The sequence below is a fragment of the Mesorhizobium sp. BR1-1-4 genome, from assembly GCF_020165375.1.
GTDB classification, from domain to species: domain Bacteria; phylum Pseudomonadota; class Alphaproteobacteria; order Rhizobiales; family Rhizobiaceae; genus Mesorhizobium; species Mesorhizobium australicum.
This window is the reverse complement of the sequence record NZ_JAIUIB010000008.1, coordinates 159,936-179,571: the sequence shown is the minus strand read 5'-3', so window position 1 is coordinate 179,571 and position 19,636 is coordinate 159,936. Positions and strand designations below refer to the sequence as shown.

The window sequence follows — 19,636 nt, the reverse complement described above, 5'->3', positions numbered from 1 at the left end:
GTTGGCGTTGCGACAGCGGTTGACCGCGCTGTCCATCCGGCCGATAGGTCCGCGCAAACAGCCGAGACGCCCGATGCCCAATCTCAAAGATGCGACCCGCGCCGCCGACAGCGCCTGGCAGGAGGATGTCCGCGCCGGCGTGCGCCATGCGCGTGACCTCGCTTCCCTGCCGCTCTCGCCGGCCGAGCGCGAAGCCGCGCACGCCGCCGCGGCGCTTCACAAGGTGCGGGCGCCAAAGGCCTATCTCGACTTGATCGACTGGAACGATCCCGCCGATCCGATCCGGGCGCAGGTGATCCCGTCGCCTGGGGAATTGGACGAGGCGGAGGGTGAGCTTGGCGACCCGATCGCCGATCACGAATTCAGCCCGGTGCCGCGGCTGACGCATCGCCATGCGGATAGGGTGCTGTTGTTCCCGACCTATCAATGCGCGGTCTATTGCCGATTCTGCTTCCGCAAGGAATCGCTGACGTCGATCGGCCGTGGTTATACGCGCGAGGCGCTGGAGCCGGCGCTGGCCTACATATCGGACCATCCCGAAATCCGCGAAGTGATCCTGACCGGCGGCGATCCGCTGTCGCTGCCCGACAAGGCACTGGCCGAGATCCGGGCGCGCATCGAGGACATCGCCCATGTGCGATTGCTGCGCCTCCACACGCGCGTGCCGGTGGCACTGCCGTCGCGCATCACGCCAGGGCTGGTCGCGGCGCTGCAGGGTCGGCTGATGGTGACGGTGGTCACCCACTTCAACCACGCGCGCGAGATCACCGACGCCACCGAAGTGGCCTGCCGCGCCTTGCGACAGGCCGGCTTCGTGATGCTCAACCAGAGCGTTCTGCTGAAGGGCGTCAACGATACGGTCGAAGCGCTGGAAGAGCTCTGCCGCGAGCTGATGTACCGGCTGGGGATAAAACCCTACTACCTCCACCATGGCGATCTCGCACGCGGCATGGCACACAGGCGCACCACGATCGCGCAGGGGCAGGCGCTGGTGGAAGCGCTGCGCGCGCGCCTGTCGGGCATCTGCAACCCTGTCTATGTGCTCGACCTGCCCGACGGGGGAGGGAAAGTGCCGCTTGGACCTTGCCATGTCGAGGAACAGGACGGGCAGCGCTGGCGCATACGTGGGCTGGATGGTGCGGTGAGGGCCTATCGAGAGGTGGTTGGCGAATAGGCCAACGCCTATCTGGCAACAAACGCCAGCACGACCACGCGCGGGGCGATACAGTGTGCGAGGCTGACCTTGCGGCCCGTCCTCGTTGTCGCGTGGCCGGTTTCGAGGTCCACGGCGATATCCTCATAGCCCAGCACCTCGCGATCCAGCGGATAGGCGGCCTTGTAGACCGCTTCCTTGGCGGCGAAAAGGATGCGGCCGGCAAGCTGCCGGTCGGCGGCGTCGATCCGGTCTTCGGGAATTGCCACGAGCGAGAAAATCTCATCGGGCAGGGGCAGCGCCGGCTCGACGTCGATGCCGAGCGAGGCGATGCGGCCAACAGGCGCGACCGCCGCCACGGCCATGTCGTCGTCATGCGCGAGCGAGCCCGTTATCCCGTCGGGCCATGCGGGTGCACCGGACGGCGTGCGCAAGAGGGCGAAACCGTCGAAGCCGGCATCCGTCAGCAGTCGGTGCGCGAGCAATCGCGCCGCGCCGCTGGCCCGCCGCATGGACGGCTGGCGAGCGGGGATGGAGCGTGCTTCCGCCGGCAACAGATGGGTCTCGTCGCCTTCGCGGATGATCCGGCAACCGGTGCGGACCCCGGCCGGAGCCATGGCGGCCATGGCGCGCGCCAGGGCGATTTCCTCGGACGGATCGGCGGGCGGCGTCATCGGTCGCCGGTTGGCAGAATGAGATCGGCGATCATTTCGCCGTCCTCGTCGAGCCCCTGTTCGACGAAACCGGCACTGCGATAAAGCTGCCGCGCCGCCTCGTTCTCCGGTTCGTAGCAGATCGACACATGCCTGATGTGGCCGAGCCCGTCGATTTCCTCCAGCACTTCACGCAACGCGGCCTTGCCGTAACCCCGGCCTTGCGAGGCACGGTCGATCATGAAGCGGTAGATGCGCGCCTCGTCATCGTCCCGCGGCGCCTCGTACATCAGGAACCCGACGATCTGGTCGCCTGCCATGACGGCGCGTGGCCGCGCGTCCCGATCGGATCTGGCCTCACGCAGGGAGGCTGCATTGCTGGCGACGAAATCCATCTGCTCCGGCGCCAGCTGCAATGCGGTGACCAAAGCGCGATTGGCTGGGGTCACCGGGCCGATCCGGATGTCCGCGGTGCTTCCGGATCGCTCTGCCACGTGGCCCTCCGACGATATCGGGATCGAGCGTCAGGACGACGCCCTGGAGCCGTCTTCGATGACCGGCTCGACGAACCGGTGCAGCTTGGCCGGATTGCCGCGCCAGATCGAGTTGGGCTCCAACTCCTCGCCCTTCATCACGAAGGAATCGGCATCGACCATCGATCCCTTGCCCATCACCACGCCGTAATGGACAAAGGCGGAAGGTCCGAGCGTGCAGCCATCGCCGATACGGATGAAGTCGGACTTGAACGCACCTTCTTCCAGCGAGTGGGCCTGGATGACGCAGCCTTCATTGAGCGTGACGTCATCGCCGATCACCACGAGGGAACGCTCGGTCAGGTTGGCGCCGCCGTCATAGACGCGCTTGCCCACCTTGACCCCAAGCATGCGCAGGATCATCGGCCGGAACGGGGTGCCGGCGAACAGGCGCACAACAGGCGAATCCGCGAGCTTCCAGTGGCGCTCGTGGCGCCAGAATGTGACGTCGTAGATCGTCGTTATCTGCGGCTTCAGCTTGCGAAAACCGAGGCTTGCCCGCTCGACGAAGATGTAGAACGGAATGGTGATCGCCGAGGTCAAAAGCACCGCCACGAAGAGGGCGATCTCAGCCCATTCGGTGTAGTAGTTCAGTGCCCGGTCCCAGATCGCCAGCGTGGCGAACAGCATGATCCATTGCGTCGCCATGAACAGGAGGATCGTCACCAGGTTGTGACGGTTCTTGAGCGGGATGCGCTGGCGTCGGTCTTGCTCGTCGATGCCGGCGATGAGTTCCTTGTCGCGGTTCACCATGCGCGGGATTTCAAAGGGCGGCGAGCCGAGAAGGCCGACATTCTCGCGCAATGACCCGTCGATGGGGACCATCACCTTGGTGCCGAGCAGGACGTTGTCGCCCGTGCGTCCATCCGGCGGATAGTAGATGTTGTTGCCGAGATAGTTGCGCTCGCCGATCCGGGTCGGCTCGAGCCGGAACGCGGAAGCGGACTTGTGCATGTTGATCATGAAAAGCCCGTCCGACACCATGGTCTGGGTGCCGATCTCGCACAGGAGCGGGTTTTCGTGCTGCTGGTTGGAGCCGAAATTGGAGCCCGTCTGCACCACCTTGTTGAGGTTCCAGCCGATGGCGCTCATGTAATGGACGATGGCCGAGCTGTCACCGAACAGCAGCCCGAGCACGCGGGAGTTGCTCGAGAACTCGGCAACCGTCTGCAGCCAGTAGCGGAAGCCATAAAGCGTGTAGGTACGGCCGGGTTTCAGGATCAGGCTGAACAGGCGCGGCACCACCGTGGCGGCGAAAAAGGCCGCGGCGATGTAGCCGAACAGCGTGACCGTGGTGCCGATCGCCACAATGCCGATCGTCTCCTGATAGTCGTCGCCGACATTCTCCCAATAGCTGTGGAACAAAAGCGGCAGCGGGGTGACGATGGCAAACAGGCCTATCAGCTGCACGGCCTCGTAGAGGAAGCGCCGGATGCGGGGAGGATTGACGTTGCGCACCTTGCAATAGTCCGCCGTGGTCGGCACCGCGGGCGATCCATGCCAGTGTTCGCCGTCGGGGATGCTTTGCCCGTGCTGCAGCGAGGAGGAATGACCGAGCTGGCCGCCGTCGCCGATCGCGGTGTCGATGTCGAGCGTGCAGCCGACGCCGACGAAGGCGTCGCGGCCGATGGTCAGCGGCCCGGTGTGGATATAGCCGGCCTGGGCGCGATAGCCGAGGATCAGCGATTCCTTGCGCAGGATCGTTCGGTCGCCGATCGAAATCAGGTCCGTGCACACCGGCACCGCCCGGGATTCGATGACCACGTTCTTGCCGATCCTGGTTCCCAGAAGCTGCAGGTAGAGGCTGTAGAGCGGGCTTCCGCGGAACAGCACGACGGGTGCCGTGCGGATCAAGGTTTTGACCACCCAGAAGCGATAGTAGCGCAGGCCCCAGATCGGGAACGCTTCCGCCTTCCAGCGGCCGACCAGCAGCCATTTGGCGGCAATGGCGAAGCCCGACATGCCGAAGAACACGCCGGCCGAGAGCACCACGCACCTGACATAAAGCTGCAGCGGGTCGTCGAGCGTGTCATAGACCCAGTTGAGGCCGTCATTGATCGCCCACAAGGCCACGTAGCTGTAGAGCGCGTAAAACAGCAACTGCGCCGCGCCGCAGGTCCAGTAGACGAGATTGGACGCCTGGCGGGTGAGAACGGGCTCGTTGGTGGCCGTCGTCATCTCTTCCGCGACGCTCAGGTGCTTGGCCAGGCGCGCCACCGTCGGATAGAGATAGATGTCGCGCATCGACGTCGTCGCCCATTCCTTGCGGGTGCGCACACGCGCGCAAAAATGCGCCATCAGCAACGAGTTGGCGCCGAGATCGTCGAAGAAATTGTCCTCGACGGACACGTCGTCGAACTTCAGCACGGCGCATAGCGCGTCGGCCAGGAAACGCTCGTCGTCATTGCCGGGCGGCACCATGGCGCGATCGGCCGAGAGCCGGACGCTGGTTGGTTTGGGCAACTGGCGAAGGTCGACCTTGTTGGAGACCGTCATCGGGATCGCCGGCAGTTCCTCCAGATAGGAGGGCACCATGTAGTCGGGCAGCCGCCGCTTCATCGTCTGGGCAATGTCGGCGCGCGAGAGCGCCGGCTGGCCGACCTTGGGCGCGTAATAGGCAACGAGTTCGACGCGGCCGGGCTCGATCTCCCAGGTGGTGACGGCGGCCTGCGCGATCTCGGGCTGGTCGAGCAGCACGGCCTCGATCTCGCCGAGTTCAATGCGATAGCCGCGGATCTTCACTTGGGTATCGATGCGCCCGGCATACTCGATCTCGCCGGCGTCACTGATCCGGCCAAGGTCGCCGGTGCGGTAGATGCGCTTCGACGGGTTGTTCGGCAGGCCGAGGAAATCGGCGATGAACTTCTGTTCGGTCAGGTCCGGCCGGTTGAGATAGCCGGCCGCCAGCCCGATGCCGGCAATGCCGATCTCGCCCAGTTCGCCAGGTTCGGCGAGCCGCGGCAGCGAAGGGTCGAGAATAACGATCGAGTAGGTGGGCAGCGGCGCGCCGATCGTCACCGGCCGGTCCGGCGTCAATGCACCCATGGTTGCCGTGACGGTCGCCTCGGTCGGGCCATAGGTGTTGAGGATCTGCCGGCCGGGCTTCGACCAGCGCACCACCAGATTGTGCGGGCAGGCCTCGCCGCCGACCAGCAGCGTGCGCAGGCTGGGCACGTCCGATGTCATGGACGACAGAAGCGTCGGGCTGCAGGCCATGCAGGTGATGTCGTGATGGCGCAGGAAATCGGCGAGCTCTTCGCCCACGAGAGGCATCTGGCCTGGTGCCGGCACGACCGTTGCGCCGGCGACGAATGGCACCCAGATCTCCTCGGAGGAAAAGTCGAAGGCGATCGTCATGCCCTGGTAGACGCGATCGCCCGGCCGGTAGCCGTAGGATGCGGCGGCGACGCGGATGAAGTTGACGAAGCTCTGGTGGCGGATGGCGACGCCCTTCGGCCTGCCGGTGGTGCCGGACGTATAGAGGATGTAGCAGATGTCTTCTGCCGCCGTGGGGGCCGGCGCCTTGTGCGGCTTCAGCGGCGCGTCGGATTGGGCTGATATTTCGGCGGCGGCGCTGTCGATCAACAGGTGCGGAACCGGCAGCTGGTCGGCCCGCGAAGCGTAGGTGGCGATGGTGACGACCAGGCTGACGCTGGCGTCTTCGATGATGAGCGCCATGCGCTCTTGCGGAAAGGCGGTGGCCAGCGGCACGAAGGCGGCACCCGCCTTCACCACGGCGAGCAGGGCCACATAGGTTTCCGCGGACCGGTCGAGGATGAGCCCGACACGGTGACCCGGCCGTACGCCGCGCTTGACCAGCAGACGGGCGAACTGATTGGCGCGCTTGTCCAGCTCCCGATAGGTCCAGGCGCGGCCCTCGGAGATCACCGCCGGCAGCGTGGCGAATGTCTCGGCGAGTTGCTCGAAGACCTTGTCGAGTCGCTCGTCCGGTTGACCCGCCCGGGCAAAATCGGCGCCCGCCAGGACCTGGCCGTGTGCTCCGGAGGCAATTCCCGCAAGTGCATCGACGCTGTCGGAGCTGGTCTCGGGTCCTGCGTCCGATCTTGCCGCTTCCCTGTCCAGTTCGGCGATATCGATACCGTGGTCCATTTCCAAACTTTCTCGTCCTGGCAAGCCGTTACAGGCACATCTCGGTCACGCCGCCGCGCCGGCGGGCATTGCCGGCTGTGCCGTCGCTGCAATTTGATCGTTGTTCATGGAGGGGGAATGACTGAAGCTTCCAGAACGGAAGATTCCGGAATTCAGACCGGCGATCGCCGGCCGCACCCTCTTTGGCCGGGCGGTTATCACGGAATCGACCGTCCTGTCTTCACAGTTTCGGGAGCATGGGCGTGGGGCGAGAGCGCGCATTGCCTGGGCGCTGCCGGCGGCGAGCGACATGCCGGGCAGGCCACCCATCGATCCGTTCGAACCTCGTTGCATTTGCCCTTACCCAATTCGGTGCGCCTGTGTCCGTGCGCTTGTGCGGCGGCCAGATTTCCGGCCATTGAGGGATGCTTATGCCATCCGATCTTTTCGCCAGTTTTTCCGAACTGTTGAATCTTGTTTCTGAATTGTGTCTGGGCAGCTTTCCGTAGGGCCGCTTTCTGCGGTTTCAGCCCTTCCAGAAAAATCTCATAGCGCCCGGGAATAAAGCGCGGCCCTTGCGGGTCTTCTCTGCAAGCGGGGCAATCTTGCGGTCCGCGACCCATAGAAAACGAAACAAGGATTTACCGAAATGACCAAGCTCGCTCTCAGCGTGGCTGCGATGTTGCTTGCCTCGACTTCTGCCTTTGCCGGCAGCGACCATTTCAACGCCAATGCCCCCAACCAGCCGGGCGTCGCCGTCGACACCAATGCCACCGCCTCGATCCCCTACACGGCACGTCCTCACGGCGTCGACACCAAGGTGACGACCAAGCCGAGCCGGCCGGCGACCAAATCCGATGCGGACGAACCCGGCCAGGGCATCTGGGGCAACTGAGTTCACGGGTCGACACCCGATCCCGGCGGCGCCAATCCGATCCGCGACCAGCGACGGAGGGCCAGGGCTTGGCGCTCCGTCATTCCCTTCGACCTTTCGCCTTAGCCACCACTCAACAGAGGAGATCACCATGTTCAGCATGTCACGCCGCACAGTGCTTCAATCCGCCGCCGCCGCTGCCGCCTTCGGCCTTGCCGGCAAGCTGGAATTCACCCGTCCCGCTTTCGCGCAGACGCCGGTGGAACCCACCGTCGGTTTCTACAAATACACGGTCGGCGATATCGAGGTGACCGCCGTCTATGACGGCATCTGGAAGAAGCCGCACGACCCGGCCTTCATCAAGGATGTTTCGGTCGACGATACCAAGGCAGCGCTCGCCAAGGCGGGGCTGACGACCGACTTCATGCCCATTCCGCTCACCGTAGCCGTGCTCAAGATGGGCGGCAGGCTGATCATGATGGATGCCGGCTCGGGCGTCGGCCAGTGGCAGGCCAACGCCACGCACCTGCCGGCCAACATGGCCGCCGCCGGAATCGACTACAAGGCGATCGACACCATCATGATCTCGCATTTCCACCCCGACCATGTCTGGGGCCTCATGGAGAAGGGCACCAACACGCCGGTGTTCCCCAATGCCGAGCTCATCGTCAACGCCACCGAATACAATTGGTGGACCGACCCGAGCAGGCTGGCGAAGCTGCCCGAGGGCCGCAAGCCGGCGGGCAAGCGCATCGCCGAAAACTTCCCGAAATGGAAGAACTGGAAGCTGGTCGAGGATGGCGCCGAGGTCGCGCCCGGCATCCAGATCATCGCCGCCCCCGGCCACACGCGCGGCCATTCGGTGTACCTCGCCAATTCCGGCAAGGAACAACTGATGATCTCGGCCGACACCATGTATGTGCCGGCGCTTCTCGCACCGCATCCGGAATGGCAGGGCGCCTATGACCAGGACGGGCCGACGGCGATCGCCACGCGCCACAAGATCATCGACCGGGTGATCGCGGACAACATCCGCATTTCCGGTTCGCACTTCCCGTTCCCGGGCACCGGCGTCTTCGTCAAGGACGGCAATGCCTACGGCTTCACGCCTGTCGAAATCTGAGCGCGAGCTCCCAACCCAAGCGAGACAGACAATGAAACAATCCTTTTTGGGCAAGCACGCCCTGTTCGGCCTGCTCGGCGCCATTGCCGTGCTGACCGTGGTTCCCGTCGCAACCATCATCCCAGCCTATGCGGTCGACGACATCGAGGGCGCCGACGCGCCCGACCTCACCGCCGTCAAGGCCAAGATCGACGCCAAGGATTACAAGGGCGCGCTGGCGGACCTGCGCGACCTCGCGCAGGACAACCAGCAGGCCGACGTCTACAATTTGCTCGGCTTCACGCTGCGCAAGACCGGCGACTTCACCACCGCGCTGACCTACTACAACAAGGCACTGGAGCTGAAACCCGACCACAAGGCCGCCCGCGAATATCTGGGCGAGCTCTATGTCGAAACCGGCGACATGGCCAAGGCCGATGAGCAACTGGCCTCGCTGCAGAAACTGTGCCCGACCGGCTGCGACGAGCTTTCCGACCTGCGGAAAGCCATCGATACCAAGGTGACGAAGTAAGTTCTCCCCCCGGATTGCCCCCACTTGCGAAGGGCAATTCGGGGCAATCCGACCTCCCCCTCGGGGAGAGGAGGCGCCGCCTTTCTCTTCTCCCCGCTGGGGAGAGGTGGCCGCGAAGCGCCCGGATGAGGGGCTTGGCGCTAACCCACCAAAGTTCGGGCGCTCGTGGCTGGCGCCCATTGCCGGAGCCGGCGCCTCTCCCTCGAGCCGGCTCCGGCCCTTTCAAGCATCACATTCGGCAGGCGCCGTCCTCGTGCGGCGCATGCACGGTGTCAAAATATCGGAGGCTGACCATGACCCTGAACGAACGCGCCGAGAAGCTGCACGCCCTCGCCATCAAACTCTATGTCAGGGATCTGACCCTGCTTGTCGGGCGCCTGCTCATGTCCTTCATCTTCCTGCATGAGGGGGTGACACTGGCCACCCATTTCGACGGCGCCGCCAAGGCGATGGCCGCGCAAGGCGTCGGTCTGCCGCTGTTTGTCGCCACCATCGCGTTGCAACTGGGGGCAGGGCTCTCGGTGGCAACGGGCGTGCTGACGCGGCTGGGGGCGATCGGCCTCGGCCTCTTCTGCCTGGCAACGGCCACACTGTTCCACACCAACTTCGCCAGCCAGAGCGAGCTGCTGAATTTCGAAAAGGATCTGGCGATCGCCGGCGGCATGTTCGTTCTGGCCGTAGCCGGCGCCGGCCGGATCTCGCTGGATTGGCTGCTGGCCTGCACTCTGCAGCAGCGCCAGCGCGATCGGGAAACGGTGGCGTCGCTGCTGGCGGTCGAGAACCAGTTTTCCCAGAGGTGAGGCTGCCGGTCTGAGGAGGAGCTGAGCGCGCGCGACCCGTTCAAGCGCCTGCGACACGTACTTTGCTGGAACCAGCCTTGATGCTCCGCATTCTATAAGCAGGGGCTGAAGGAGCGTGACGTGAAAGCGATTTTGGCATTGGTCGGCGGCTTTGTCTTGACCCTTGCGGTCTTCGGCAGCGGGCTGGGCTTTGCCGCCTGGTTGCTCGCCGCCAAGCCCGCGCATGAGGCAAGGCCGACCGTCAGCGTGGCGGAACTGTGGACCAGGGACGCGCGGCCGGTGAACAAGGCGGCGCAAAATCTGCAACGCTTGCCGGCCGACCAGCCCGCGCCGCCCGATATCGCCGTCAAGCCGCGGGCACCCGATCCGGCCGCGACCGGATCGATCGCGCCGGCGGCTGGAGCCGACGCGCTGCCGGCGTCCCATGTCAGTTGGTGCGCGAACCGCTACCGCTCCTACAATCCGGATGACAACAGCTACATGTCCTATAGCGGGCAGCAGCGCCCCTGCGTCTCGCCCTATCTCGACGCCGGCGACGACCAGGGCGCGCAGCCATCGGCAGCCGTCAGCTATGTCGAGGGCGGTGTCGCCCCGGCGGTCGCGACGACGGCGCTTTCCGCCGACCATGTCGATTCCTGCTTCAGCCGCTACCGCTCCTACAGGCCCGACGACAACAGCTATCAGCCATATTCCGGCGGACCCAGGCGCCAGTGCGAGTAGCCGCCGTTGCCGTGCAGGCCTGGCTGAAGGGTTGCATCTTGTCGTCCCGACGATCACGCAGATTTTTTGGATCGTTCGCACCGGCGCGGCGTTCATGCCTCACATGAGTGGAGGAATGACATGAGCGACGACCGCGACGACAAGATCAGGAACCGCGCCTACGAGATCTGGCAACGCGAAGGCGGCGGCCATGGCGACCATGAGCGGCACTGGAGCCGGGCCGAGATGGAGATCGACAGGGAAGCCGCCCTGCCGCTGACGGCGGATGACGCGCTGCCACAAACCGGCGAGATCGCGAGCTCCGACGTTCTGACGGTGGAGGAACTGGCGATCCGCGCGGGCATATCGGGCGAGGAGGCGCAGGAGCTGATCGACCGTCTCGGCACCGACCGCGCCGCGATCGAGCAAGCCGCGCGCAGCCTCAAGCCAAAGCGCGGGCGCTGAACGCGCGAGCCTTTCGAAACAACGGGTTGGCGCAACGCGATGACAAGATGATTCATCGAGCCACCGAGCGCAAAAACCATGATCGCCCCGAAGCCGGCGCTCTCTTGGAGCGCTATCCCTGGTCATCTCCGACAATGTCGGAACCCTTGGCCGCCTCGGAGGTTCACCCTGTCCCACCGCAAAGGAGATGCACTCATGGACCACGCCAATCACGTAAGGCTCAGCCGCGCCGAACTGACCCCGGATACGCTTGAAGGCGCGACCATCTACGGCCCCAACGACGAGAAGATCGGCTCCGTCGACCATATGCATGGCAGCAGCCAGGTCGTCATCGACGTCGGCGGCTTCCTCGGCATCGGCGCCAAGCCGGTCGCCGTCGCCGCCAACGAACTCGATTTCATGCGCGACGAGGACGGCGACGTTCACGCCGTGACCAGCTGGACCAAGGACCAGCTGAAAGCTATGCCCGAACACCGCGACTGACAATAGGAAGGGCTCGGCGATCGTCGGGCCCTTCGTCCTTTCCTGAGGAGAGACCGATGATCAGGAAGTTGAAAGACGGAAAATATCGGCTTTATTCAAGGAAAAAGGACGAGAAGACGGGCAAGCGGCGGAATCTGGGCACGTTCGACAGCCGCGAAGCGGCGGAGAAGCACGAAAGGGAAGTGCAGTATTTCAAGCGGCATTGAAGGGATCGCTGTTGCATAGCGGTACACAGAGACCGAGACCGCTGTAGGCCAACCGGCCTTCTTCGTCCTCCTAGGGGGCCAGCAAAGCGCGGCGGACCTTTCAGCCGCGCTTGCAAGCCATGTGGAACCAAATACGCGGCCACGCGTTAAGGGCTTCGGCCTGATCCGGCCGGGGGTTCGCGTGGAGGGGTTTTTGGGCGCATCTCGGTTACCAAAAGAACAACTGGACTCTCGACAAATCCTTAGCGCTCTCAAAGCTTTTCGAAACGGCGATTTCTCCGTCCGCATCGAAAACGTCTATGATGGGCTGAGTGGCGAGATTGCAGACACGTTCAATCAAATCGTCGAACTCAATGACCAGGTGACGCGGGAATTCGCGCGGCTCAGCCGGGTGGTCGGCAAGGACGGGCGCATCAGCGAGCGCGGCCATGTCAGGAACGCCAAAGGTAGCTGGGAATCGAGCGTCCGATCGGTCAACGACCTGATCGAGGACATGGTGCAACCGACCGCCGAGGTGGCCCGGGTCATCGGCGCCGTCGCCAAGGGCGATCTGTCCCAGACCATGATGGTGGAGATCGACGGCAGGCCGCTGCGCGGCGAATTCCTGCGGATCGGCAAGATCGTCAACACAATGGTCGAGCAACTCGCCTCGTTCACTTCGGAGGTGACGCGCGTGGCGCGCGAGGTCGGCACCGAGGGCAAGCTAGGCGGTCAGGCCCGGGTCAAGGGGGTGGCGGGCACCTGGAAGGATCTGACCGACAATGTGAACGCGATGGCGACCAACCTGACGAGCCAGGTGCGCAACATCGCGGAGGTGACCACCGCAGTCGCTTCGGGCGATTTGTCAAAGAAGATCACCGTCGACGTGAAGGGCGAGATCCTGGAGCTGAAGTCGACCATCAACACCATGGTCGACCAGCTCAACTCGTTTGCCGGCGAGGTGACGCGCGTCGCGCGCGAAGTCGGCACCGAGGGAAAGCTCGGCGGCCAAGCCCGCGTCGAGGGCGTCGGTGGCACCTGGAAGGACCTGACGGACAGCGTGAACCTGATGGCCGCCAATTTGACCGGCCAGGTTCGCAATATCGCCGATGTGACGACCGCGGTCGCGCTCGGCGACCTGTCGAAGAAGATCACCGTCGATGTGAAGGGAGAGATTTTGGAGCTGAAGTCCACCATCAATACGATGGTCGACCAGCTCAACTCATTTGCCGGCGAGGTGACGCGCGTCGCGCGCGAGGTCGGCACGGAGGGAAAGCTCGGCGGGCAGGCGCAGGTGCGGGGTGTCGCCGGAACCTGGAAAGATTTGACCGATAACGTCAATTCAATGGCGGCCAACCTGACCGGCCAGGTGCGCAACATCGCCGAAGTGACCACCGCAGTGGCTCTCGGCGATCTGTCGAAGAAGATCACGGTCGACGTGAAGGGCGAGATCCTGGAGCTTAAGAACACCATCAACACGATGGTGGACCAGCTGAATTCCTTCGCCTCGGAAGTGACGCGCGTCGCGCGCGAAGTCGGCACCGAGGGAAAGCTCGGCGGTCAGGCGGAAGTCCGTGGCGTCGGAGGCACCTGGAAAGACCTGACCGACAACGTCAATCTGATGGCCGCCAATCTCACCGGCCAGGTGCGCAACATCGCCGACGTGACGACGGCCGTCGCGCGGGGTGATCTCTCCAAGAAGATCACGGTCGACGTGAAGGGCGAAATCCTCGAGCTCAAGAACACCGTCAACACGATGGTGGACCAGCTCAACTCATTCGCCTCCGAAGTCACGCGCGTTGCCCGCGAAGTGGGCTCGGAGGGAAAACTCGGCGGCCAGGCCCATGTCGAGGGGGTCGGCGGCACCTGGAAGGACCTGACCGACAACGTCAACGCCATGGCCGGCAACCTAACCGTGCAGTTGCGCGATGTCTCCAAGGTCGCGACCGCGATCGCGACCGGCGATCTCACCCAGAAAATCACCGTCGATGCGCTGGGAGAGATTCTGCAGATCAAGGACGTCATCAACACGATGGTGGACCAGCTGAACTCCTTCGCATCCGAGGTGACGCGCGTGGCCCGCGAAGTGGGATCGGACGGCAAGCTTGGCGGCCAGGCACAGGTCCGCGGTGTCGCCGGCACGTGGAAGGACCTGACGGATAACGTCAACGCCATGGCCGCCAATCTGACGGGCCAGGTCCGCAACATCGCGGAAGTGACGACCGCCGTTGCGCTGGGCGACCTGTCGAAAAAGATCACTGTCGACGTTCGCGGCGAAATTCTCGAGCTCAAGGACACCATCAACACGATGGTGGATCAGCTCAACTCTTTCGCCTCGGAAGTGACGCGTGTCGCGCGCGAAGTCGGCACCGAGGGGAAGCTTGGCGGCCAGGCACAGGTGCGCGGCGTCGCCGGCACCTGGAAGGACCTGACCGACAACGTCAATTCGATGGCCGAGAATCTGACCGGCCAGGTGCGCAACATCGCCGATGTGACGACCGCGGTGGCGCGAGGCGATCTGTCGAAGAAGATCACCGTCGACGTCAAGGGCGAGATCCTGGAGCTGAAGTCCACCATCAACACCATGGTCGACCAGCTCAACTCATTCGCGGGCGAGGTGACGCGCGTGGCGCGCGAAGTCGGCACGGAGGGAAAGCTCGGCGGCCAGGCACAGGTCGAGGGCGTGGCGGGCACCTGGAAGGACCTGACCGACAACGTCAACCTCATGGCGACCAACCTGACCAACCAGGTGCGCGGCATCGCCGATGTCGTCACCGCCGTGGCGCAGGGCAATCTCAAGCGCAAACTCGCCGTCGATGCCAAGGGCGAGATCGCGTCCCTGGCGGACACCATCAACGGCATGATCGAAACGCTGGCCACCTTCGCCGATCAGGTGACCAACGTCGCCCGCGAGGTCGGCATCGAGGGCAAGCTCGGCGGCCAGGCGAGGGTGCCTGGCGCCGCCGGCCTGTGGCGCGACCTGACCGACAACGTCAATCAGCTGGCGGCGAACCTGACCACACAGGTGCGGGCCATTGCCGAGGTGTCGACCGCGGTCACCAAGGGCGATCTTACCCGTTCCATCAGCGTCCAAGCTTCCGGGGAGGTCGCGGCGCTCAAGGACAACATCAACGAGATGATCCGCAACCTGAAGGATCAGACGCTCAAGAATGCCGAGCAGGATTGGCTGAAGACCAACCTCGCGCGGTTCTCCCGCATGCTTCAGGGCGAGCGCGATCTGGCCACGGTGTCGCGCATGATCATCTCGGAACTCGCGCCGCTGGTGAACGCGCAGTATGGCGTTTTCTACGTGACCAATCGCGACGAGGAAGAATCTTATCTGGAGCTGGCCGCGTCCTACGCCGCCGAGGGCAAAGCCAAGATCCGCCAGCGTGTGGACTTCCGGGAAGGCCTGATCGGTCAAAGCGCGGCCGACAAACGGGCGATCATGCTCGACGAGGTTCCCTCGAGCTTCCTGCGCATCAGCTCGGGCCTCGGCGAAGCACCGCCGGCCAGCGCCATCGTTCTGCCGGCATTGTTCGAGGAAGAGGTCAAGGCGGTCATCGAACTCGCTTCGTTCAGCCGCTTCAGCGACACGCATCGCCTGTTCCTCGAGCAATTGATGGAGTCGGTCGGCATCGTGCTCAACACGATCGCCGCGACCATGCGCACGGAAGGGCTTCTCAAGCAGTCCCAGCTTCTGACGTCCGAACTGCAGTCGCGCCAGACCGAGCTCACCAAGAAACAGGAAGAGCTTCACGCCACCAACGAGGAATTGCAGGAGAAGGCGCAGCTTCTCGAGAACGAGAAAAAGCAGGTCGAGAACAAGAATCTCGAGATCGAAATGGCCAGACGCGCACTCGAGGAGAAAGCGGAACAGCTGGCGCTGACGTCCAAGTACAAGTCCGAATTCCTGGCCAATATGAGCCACGAGCTGAGGACGCCGCTGAACTCGCTGCTGATCCTGTCCAACTTGCTCGCGACCAACCAGCAGGGCAACCTGAACGACAAGCAGATCGAGTTCGCTCGCACGATCAACTCGGCGGGCACGGACCTGCTCAGTCTCATCAACGACATACTGGATCTTTCGAAAATCGAATCCGGCACGGTTTCGATCGAGCTCAACGACATGCCGCTCGCACATCTGCGCCAGCATATGGAGCGAACCTTCCGGCAGCTTGCGGCCGACAAGGGGCTTGGGTTTACGATCAAGATCGATCAGATCCTGCCCGAGACGATCCGTACGGACGAAAAACGGCTGCAGCAGATCGTCCTCAACCTTTTGTCCAACGCCTTCAAGTTTACCTCTCAAGGCGACGTGACGCTCAGCATCCATGCCGAGCGGACCGGCCGCGCAAACGGCGCGGCGGCACTGCCGCAAGCGCTGGCCATCGCCGTCACCGACACGGGCATCGGCATTCCGGAGGACAAGCAAAAGCTGATCTTCGAGGCGTTCCAACAAGCCGACGGCACCACCAGCCGCAAATATGGCGGCACTGGCCTCGGCCTCTCGATCAGCCGGGAAATCGCCCGCCTGCTCGGCGGCGAGTTGCGCGTCGAAAGCCAGCCTGGAACGGGATCGACCTTCACGCTTGTCATTCCCTTCGACGGCCCGCGCAGCAGCAGTCTTGCACCGCAGGTCGAGCTTTCGCCGGCCGCCGTTTCCGTTGCGGCCAGCAGCACGACAGGAACGCCGGAACTCGCCGACGACCGTGATGCGATCGATCCATCGGACAGGGTGGTGCTGATCGTGGAGGACGACCCCACTTTTGGCGGGCTGCTGCTTGGTCTTGCGCGATCGGCCGGATTGAAAGGCGTGCTCTCCACGGCCGGCTCGGGAACGCTGGCGCTTACGCGCAAGCTCATGCCCGATGCGATCACGTTGGATCTCGGCCTTTCGGACATTGATGGCTGGGTGCTTTTCGACCTTTTACGGCACGATCCGAAGACCAGGAACATACCCATCCACGTTATCTCCGGCGCCGAAGACATCGAGCTCCTCACGCGCCGAGGCGCCGCAAGCGTTTCCAGCAAGCCGGTGTCCGCCGGCGAACTTTCGCGTGTCTTCGACGACATTCAGTCGAGGACGCTCAGGACACAACGCAATGTGCTGGTCGCGGATCCGGACCCCGAGCGTCGCCTGGCGCTGGTCGAAGCCATTCGCGACGGCGTCACGTCGGTCACCGCCATCGGCCGTGTCGCGGCCAATGCCGACGGGGGTGGTATTGCCGGATATGATGCCGTCGTGTTCGGTTTTGGCCGTTCGGCCAAGGACAACGCCCAGATGCTCGATGAGATCATGTCGCAGTTCGGCGATTTTGTCCCGCGCCTGCTCTTCTTCACGCCCCATCCGGACGCCTTTCAACAGCAGATCGCCCTGCATCCGCCGCTCAGCGATGTTCCGCGTGCCGACAACTTTGCCCAGCTTGGCTTGTTGATGTCCGCAGCCCTTCCAGGCGACAGGCCCGACAAGGAAATCCTGGCTTCCGAACAACTCGACAACGCCGATCTGGCCGGGGCCAAGGTTCTGATCGTCGACGACGACATTCGCAACATCTATTCGCTGACCAGCGTGCTGGAAACCTACGGTATCGAGGTGCAGCATGCCGAGCGGGGGCGGGACGGCATAGCCATGCTTGAAGAGGCACCGGACGTCGATGTCGCCCTGATCGACATCATGATGCCCGAGATGGACGGGTACGAGACAATGCGCCGGATCCGCTCCCAGCCGGAAATCGCGCACATTCCGCTGATTTCCGTCACGGCCAAGGCGATGAAAGGAGATCGCCAGAAATGTCTGGACGCCGGCGCGTCCGACTACATCGCCAAGCCCGTCGACCTCGACCTGCTCCTCGCCCTGCTGCGGGTTTGGGTCGGCCGCTCGCGCTCGCGAGCGGGGACATCGCGGGCAGACGGCGACGACCGCAATCTGATCGCGCCCCGGCGGATTTAGCCTATGGCCGCTATGGAAGCAGAAAGCAGCGAACCGTTCGAAAAGCTGGGGCCGGTTCGCGTTCTCGCCGTCGACGACGACGCGCGAAATCTCCTTGCCATAGAGGAGGCACTTGACGGGGTCGGGCAGGTGATTTGCGCCCATTCGGGCGACGAGGCGCTGCGCTTTCTGCTCAAGGACGACTTCGCCGTCATTCTGCTGGATGTGCTGATGCCCGGTCTCGACGGCTACGAAACCGCTTCGCTGATCCGGAGGCGCGAACGTTCGAACGCCACGCCGATCATCTTCCTGACCGCCATCAACAAGGAAGAAGCACATATGTTGCGCGGCTATGACGCCGGCGCGGTGGATTATCTGTTCAAGCCATTCGACCCGTCGATGCTGCGGTCCAAGGTCATGGTCTTCGTCGATCTCTATGAAAAGACGAGGGAAATCGAACGGAATGCGGCCAGGGAGCAACTGCTGCTTGAGCGAGCGCTGAAGGCGACCTCCGACAAGCTCGACGCCGAGCGGGCGTTGCGGCATTCCGAGGCCCGGCAGGAGACGATCCTCGCTTCGCTGCCGATCTGTTTTCACGCCCGCGCGGCCGAGGCGCCATTCGCCGCAAGCTATGTTTCCAAGGGGGTCGAGCGGTTGACGGGATTTTCTCCGGACCGGTTCATGGCGGATCCAGATTTCGGCATCAGCCGGGTCCATCCGGCTGACCGGGACGCGGTGACAAGATCGCTTTCGGCCGCCCACGAGACCGGCTCTTATGCGTGCGAGTTCCGCTGGCGATGCGCCAATGAGGAATACCGGATATTCCTCGACCAGGGAGTGGTCGCCAGGGATGGCGCCGGGCTCGAACTGCTGGGCACCATGCAGGACATCACCGAGCAGCGCCATCTGGAAAGCCAATTGCTGCAATCGCAGCGGCTCGATGCGATCGGCAAGCTGACCGGCGGACTTGCCCACGATTTCAACAATCTGCTTGCGGCGATCCTCTCCGGGCTGAGCCTGCTCGAAAGGCAAGTGAGCCTCGACGGCAAGGCGGCCCAGGTTCTCGACATGACGCGCCGCTCCGCTTCCCAGGGCAAGGACCTCATCCAGCGCATGCTCGCCTTTTCAAGGCGCCAGGATCTGAAACCGGTTGCCGTGCGGATGTCGAGCCTGGGAGACACGATGACCGGCCTTGTGGCGCCGATCCTGGGCGGCCTGGTGCGCTTCGACTGGCATGTCGGTGACGACATATGGCCGGTGCATGCGGACCCGGCGCAGCTTGAGCTTGCCTTGATGAACCTGGTCTTCAATGCCCGCGACGCGATGCCTTCCGGCGGGACAATCTGCGTCAGGGCCCACAATCGCAGCGTCGGCCATTCCGGCCAGGGGCTTGCCGCGGGCGACTATGTCAGGCTTGCGGTCGAGGACACCGGGACAGGTATCGCCGCGGATGTCATCAGCAAGGTGATCGAGCCGTTCTTCACGACAAAGCCGATCGGGAAGGGCACGGGTCTGGGCCTCAGCACTGTTTATGGTTTCGCCAAGCAATCGGGTGGCACGCTCAGGATTGACAGCGAGCTTGGCCACGGCACCACCATGGAGCTCTGGCTGCCCCGTTCACGCGAGGCGCAAGACGTTACCGCCAGGGATGAGCTCGTTTTCGAAGCCAGTGCCGCCAACAATGCCGGCACCGACCTCCCGACGGCGGCCGAGGATCAGTTGCCGACTGTTCTGCTCGTCGACGATAGTCAATCCCTGCGGGAGTTGACGGCGATGTCGCTGCGGCAATCGGGTTTCGACGTGACGGCGTTTTCCGGCGGCGCCCAGGCACTGGCCGCCATCGAAAAGGAACCGGACCGTTTCGACGTCATCGTAACCGACTTCGCCATGCCGCTCATTTCGGGCATCGACGTCATCCGCTTCGCCCGAAGCCTGCGCGCGGATTGGCCGGCACTCATCGTCACGGGCTACGCCGATGCCGAGAAGATCTCGGACCGCCCTCACGACGTGGCGTTGATCAGCAAGCCCTTCGAAGATGCCCATTTGGTAGCAGCCATTCGATCAGCTTCGCGCCGCCGCTGAAGGCCGTGGTTCGGGGGAGCCGCGCTTGTCGTCGGTCTCCGCAGGCGCTTAGCC

14 protein-coding genes are annotated in these 19,636 nt (G+C 63.8%); 11 read left to right on the top strand and 3 right to left on the bottom strand.

The window, feature by feature from the left end; genetic code table 11:
• Positions 1–73: 73 nt before the first annotated feature.
• The gene (locus tag LB571_RS18975; protein WP_224596868.1) at positions 74–1,174 is read left to right on the top strand and encodes a KamA family radical SAM protein; all 1,101 of its coding nucleotides are present in this window, start codon (positions 74–76) and stop codon (positions 1,172–1,174) included.
• A gap of 8 nt (positions 1,175–1,182) precedes the next feature.
• On the opposite strand, the gene LB571_RS18970 is transcribed toward LB571_RS18975, so the two are convergent.
• From LB571_RS18970 to LB571_RS18960, 3 genes are read right to left on the bottom strand one after another with little or no spacing between them, the layout of a single operon-like run.
• A complete protein-coding gene (locus LB571_RS18970) occupies positions 1,183–1,827 on the bottom strand; it encodes a 4'-phosphopantetheinyl transferase (protein ID WP_224596866.1) in 645 nt (214 codons plus the stop codon).
• Complete coding sequence (locus LB571_RS18965) at positions 1,824–2,300, bottom strand: GNAT family N-acetyltransferase (RefSeq protein WP_140663404.1); 477 nt, start codon at positions 2,298–2,300, stop codon at positions 1,824–1,826. Before LB571_RS18965 ends, LB571_RS18970 begins: the two co-directional genes overlap by 4 nt.
• Positions 2,301–2,330: 30 nt before the next feature.
• Positions 2,331–6,449, bottom strand: coding sequence for a Pls/PosA family non-ribosomal peptide synthetase (locus LB571_RS18960; protein ID WP_224596863.1), 4,119 nt, complete (start codon positions 6,447–6,449; stop codon positions 2,331–2,333).
• A gap of 628 nt (positions 6,450–7,077) precedes the next feature.
• On the opposite strand from LB571_RS18960, the gene LB571_RS18955 reads away from it, so the two are divergent.
• The 10 genes from LB571_RS18955 to LB571_RS18910 all read left to right on the top strand — a co-directional run bounded on the left by LB571_RS18955 (position 7,078) and on the right by LB571_RS18910 (position 19,582).
• Positions 7,078–7,323 (top strand): DUF680 domain-containing protein, encoded by a 246-nt coding sequence (locus LB571_RS18955; protein WP_140663400.1) that lies wholly within the window; start codon positions 7,078–7,080, stop codon positions 7,321–7,323.
• 130 nt (positions 7,324–7,453) lie between these two features.
• On the top strand, positions 7,454–8,425 hold the full coding sequence (locus LB571_RS18950; RefSeq protein WP_224596860.1) for an MBL fold metallo-hydrolase: 972 nt from the start codon (positions 7,454–7,456) through the stop codon (positions 8,423–8,425).
• Between the two features lie 31 nt (positions 8,426–8,456).
• Positions 8,457–8,936, top strand: a complete 480-nt coding sequence (locus tag LB571_RS18945) for a tetratricopeptide repeat protein (RefSeq protein ID WP_140617977.1) — start codon at positions 8,457–8,459, stop codon at positions 8,934–8,936.
• Between the two features lie 293 nt (positions 8,937–9,229).
• Entirely contained in the window at positions 9,230–9,736 is a 507-nt protein-coding gene (locus LB571_RS18940) for a DoxX family protein (RefSeq protein ID WP_140725199.1), read from the top strand.
• Between the two features lie 120 nt (positions 9,737–9,856).
• Positions 9,857–10,456 (top strand): BA14K family protein, encoded by a 600-nt coding sequence (locus LB571_RS18935; RefSeq protein ID WP_140663394.1) that lies wholly within the window; start codon positions 9,857–9,859, stop codon positions 10,454–10,456.
• 120 nt (positions 10,457–10,576) lie between these two features.
• The gene (locus LB571_RS18930) at positions 10,577–10,900 is read left to right on the top strand and encodes a DUF2934 domain-containing protein (RefSeq protein WP_015316915.1); all 324 of its coding nucleotides are present in this window, start codon (positions 10,577–10,579) and stop codon (positions 10,898–10,900) included.
• Positions 10,901–11,095: 195 nt separating this feature from the next.
• Complete coding sequence (locus LB571_RS18925) at positions 11,096–11,383, top strand: hypothetical protein (protein ID WP_015316916.1); 288 nt, start codon at positions 11,096–11,098, stop codon at positions 11,381–11,383.
• 56 nt (positions 11,384–11,439) lie between these two features.
• On the top strand, positions 11,440–11,589 hold the full coding sequence (locus LB571_RS18920; protein ID WP_127204769.1) for a hypothetical protein: 150 nt from the start codon (positions 11,440–11,442) through the stop codon (positions 11,587–11,589).
• 181 nt (positions 11,590–11,770) lie between these two features.
• Positions 11,771–17,521 (top strand): HAMP domain-containing protein, encoded by a 5,751-nt coding sequence (locus LB571_RS18915; RefSeq protein ID WP_411961395.1) that lies wholly within the window; start codon positions 11,771–11,773, stop codon positions 17,519–17,521.
• A gap of 3 nt (positions 17,522–17,524) precedes the next feature.
• Complete coding sequence (locus LB571_RS18910; RefSeq protein ID WP_224596856.1) at positions 17,525–19,582, top strand: response regulator; 2,058 nt, start codon at positions 17,525–17,527, stop codon at positions 19,580–19,582.
• Positions 19,583–19,636: the final 54 nt, after the last annotated feature.

What these genes read in the sequence shown, in the direction of transcription:
- LB571_RS18950 (WP_224596860.1), top strand. Translation starts at nt 7,454, where the DNA reads ATGTTCAGCATGTCACGCCGCACAGTGCTTCAATCCGCCGCCGCCGCT.
- LB571_RS18975 (WP_224596868.1), top strand. Translation starts at nt 74, where the DNA reads ATGCCCAATCTCAAAGATGCGACCCGCGCCGCCGACAGCGCCTGGCAG.
- LB571_RS18945 (WP_140617977.1), top strand. Translation starts at nt 8,457, where the DNA reads ATGAAACAATCCTTTTTGGGCAAGCACGCCCTGTTCGGCCTGCTCGGC.
- LB571_RS18910 (WP_224596856.1), top strand. Translation starts at nt 17,525, where the DNA reads ATGGCCGCTATGGAAGCAGAAAGCAGCGAACCGTTCGAAAAGCTGGGG.
- LB571_RS18920 (WP_127204769.1), top strand. Translation starts at nt 11,440, where the DNA reads ATGATCAGGAAGTTGAAAGACGGAAAATATCGGCTTTATTCAAGGAAA.
- LB571_RS18930 (WP_015316915.1), top strand. Translation starts at nt 10,577, where the DNA reads ATGAGCGACGACCGCGACGACAAGATCAGGAACCGCGCCTACGAGATC.
- LB571_RS18955 (WP_140663400.1), top strand. Translation starts at nt 7,078, where the DNA reads ATGACCAAGCTCGCTCTCAGCGTGGCTGCGATGTTGCTTGCCTCGACT.
- LB571_RS18925 (WP_015316916.1), top strand. Translation starts at nt 11,096, where the DNA reads ATGGACCACGCCAATCACGTAAGGCTCAGCCGCGCCGAACTGACCCCG.
- LB571_RS18970 (WP_224596866.1), bottom strand. Translation starts at nt 1,827, where the DNA reads ATGACGCCGCCCGCCGATCCGTCCGAGGAAATCGCCCTGGCGCGCGCC.
- LB571_RS18960 (WP_224596863.1), bottom strand. Translation starts at nt 6,449, where the DNA reads ATGGACCACGGTATCGATATCGCCGAACTGGACAGGGAAGCGGCAAGA.
- LB571_RS18940 (WP_140725199.1), top strand. Translation starts at nt 9,230, where the DNA reads ATGACCCTGAACGAACGCGCCGAGAAGCTGCACGCCCTCGCCATCAAA.